The 2,859-nt window shown below is 47.4% G+C and carries 2 protein-coding genes; both read right to left on the bottom strand.

What is annotated here, in order from left to right; all coding sequences use genetic code 11:
* On the bottom strand, positions 1–1,291 hold a 1,291-nt coding region (aspS, locus tag V7Z60_RS09615; RefSeq protein ID WP_334117594.1), incomplete at its 3' end, for an aspartate--tRNA ligase.
* A 16-nt stretch (positions 1,292–1,307) separates the two neighbouring features.
* Positions 1,308–2,585, bottom strand: a complete 1,278-nt coding sequence (gene hisS / locus V7Z60_RS09610; RefSeq protein WP_334117593.1) for a histidine--tRNA ligase — start codon at positions 2,583–2,585, stop codon at positions 1,308–1,310.
* Between the last annotated feature and the right edge of the window lie 274 nt (positions 2,586–2,859).

Genomic DNA, 2,859 nt, shown 5'->3' with positions numbered 1-2,859 from the left:
CAACGACCCAGACGAACGCAAATTCGGAATCATCAATCAGATCGAGTTCCTTTGCGATCGAAACGCGCAAATATCCAAGAGAATCAGCAACGACCTTGCGATTGTCGGCAACGAACAACAACAGGTCGCCAGCTTTGGCACCGGTTGCTTCTTTGACTTCTGCTTCCTTTTCTTTGAAGAACTTGGAAACGGGACCGGCCAAGCCTTCGTCCGTCACTTTCATCCAAGCCAAGCCTTTGGCGCCGAAACGCTTGATGTATTCCTGCTTTTCTTCGATCTTTTTGCGCGAATACTTGTCAGCACCGCCAGGAACGACGATTGCTTTGACCTGACCGCCGTTTTCAAGCGCCGAATCAAAGACCTTAAAGCCGGCACCCTTGACGACTTCTGCCATATCCTGCAATTCCATGCCAAAACGAATGTCCGGCTTGTCTGAACCGAAACGATCCATCGCTTCGTTCCAAGTAATCTGCTTGATCGGCGTTTCAATTTCGATTCCAAGAGTTTCTTTCATGACTGCTTTCAGCAAGCCTTCCGTCATTTCGCGAATTTCATCAGCCGTCATGAATGACATTTCCATATCGATCTGAGTAAATTCAGGCTGACGATCACCGCGCAGATCCTCATCACGGAAGCAGCGCGCAATTTGATAATAGCGATCATAGCCTGCCCCCATCAGCAATTGCTTAAAGAGCTGCGGTGATTGCGGAAGCGCGTAGAAATGTCCCGGATAAACACGCGACGGAACCAGATAATCACGGGCACCTTCAGGAGTCGAGCGCGTCAAATAAGGCGTTTCGATGTCAAGAAAATGGTTTTCATCCAAATAACGATGAACGGTTTGCGTGATTCGATTTCTGATCATCAAAGAACGCTGCATTTCAGGACGACGCAAATCGAGATAACGATAACGCAGACGAGTGTCGTCAGTTGCTGTCGTATCGTCTTCGATGCTGAACGGAGTCGTTTTTGCTTCGTTTAAAATCGTGACCCTGCTTGTTTCAACTTCGATCTTGCCGGTTTTCATATTCGGGTTGACGGCATTATCGGCACGACTGACGACCTTGCCGACGATTTCGATTACGTATTCGCTTTTAAGCGTTTCGGCAATTTTGAATGCTTCTTCTGAAATTTCATGACTGAAAACAAGCTGAACCAAGCCTTCACGATCGCGAAGGTCTGCAAAAATCAAATTTCCCAAATTGCGGCTTTTTTGTACCCAGCCTTTCAAAACCACTTCTTGACCGAGATACTTTTCATCGACCAATCCAGCGTATGTCGTTCGCTTCATTTAATATCTTCCTTTCCTACTTTGCAAGTTTTGCAAAGTCTTCATAAACATCATTTAAGGAAACGCTTATTTCTTCGCCTGTTTCCATTTTCTTCAAATTAGCTTTTCCTTCGGCAAGTTCCGTTTCGCCGATCGTCAAGGTATACTTGGCGTCAAGCTTGCTTGCCGTCTTGAATTGCGCCTTTGGCTTGCGCGACAGATAATCGCGATCGGCACTGAATCCCTGACGTCTCAATGACATTGCAATCTTAAGCGTTTCAGCATTCGTGCTTTCACCGATGCCGACAACGTAAACGTCAAGATCGTTTTCGATGTCAAATGCATCCTCTTCTGCCTCCAAGATAAGCAGCAAACGCTCAACGCCAAGAGCAAAGCCGATGCCCGGCGTTTCAGGTCCGCCAAGCTGTTCAACCAGACCGTTATAGCGTCCGCCGGCACAAACGGTCGTCCACTTGCCTGAAAAGACCTTGGAATCGCTCATGATTTCAAAAATCGTATGGTTGTAGTAATCAAGGCCGCGAACCATGTTCGAATCAATTTCGTATTCGATGCCAAGGTCATCAAGCAAAGTCTTAACCGTTTCAAAGTGCTTTCTTGCATCGTCCGTCAGATAGTCCAGAATTGAAGGCGCTCCCTCAACGATTTTCTGATCGCCTGCATCTTTTGAATCCAGTACGCGCAACGGGTTTTTGTGAAGACGTTCCTTTGAATCATCTGAGAGCTCTGCTTCAAAGGGCTCGAGATAGTCAATCAAGGCCTGACGGTAAGCGGCACGCGACTCATTGTCGCCAAGCGTGTTCAAAGCCAGCTTGAGGCTGTTCAAGCCGAAACTCTTGAGAAGTTCAATTGCCATTGCGATGACTTCGACGTCAAGCGTCGGATTGTCGACGCCAAATGCTTCGACGCCGATTTGGTGAAATTCACGGAAACGTCCGGCCTGAGGGCGCTCATAGCGAAACATCGGTCCGATGTAATATGTCTTGAACGGCTTTTGAACTTCCGGTCCGTAAAGCTTGTTTTCAACATAGCTGCGAACGACTCCGGCAGTTCCCTCAGGACGAAGCGTAACGTGGCGGTCGCCCTTGTCAAGGAAATCATACATTTCCTTTGTCACGATGTCTGAAGTTTCGCCGGACGTTCTTGAAAAGACCTCAAAGTTTTCAAAAATCGGTGTTCTCATTTCCTGATAGCGAAATTTCTTGAATAATGCACGTGCCTTTTCCTCGATAAATTGCCATTTCTCGGACTCGCCCGGCAAAATATCGGCAGTGCCCTTTGGACGTTGGTACTTCATTTTCAATTCCTCCTGTTGATTTTCCGGCATCAAAAAAGCCCCATCAGTCATCTCTGACTGACAAGGGCGCAAAAGCACGGTACCACCTTGGCTTATAAACTCAGGGATAACGCGCCACGTCGCGGTGCTCTCATCAAGCACGCCTCGAAAGTGTCTTTCGAAAAGTCGATCCGTTGGACTTTGCAGCAATCCGTCCACTCTCTGTGCGGTCTTCTTCCCTACTCCTCTTTTTCACCGGTTCATTATGATAAATACAGTGTACTAAATATCAAAT

Source organism: Ligilactobacillus sp. (genome assembly GCF_036846325.1).
In the GTDB taxonomy this organism is placed as follows: domain Bacteria; phylum Bacillota; class Bacilli; order Lactobacillales; family Lactobacillaceae; genus Ligilactobacillus.
The sequence above is the reverse complement of the archived record's forward strand: the minus strand, read 5'-3'. Positions and strand labels throughout refer to the sequence as shown.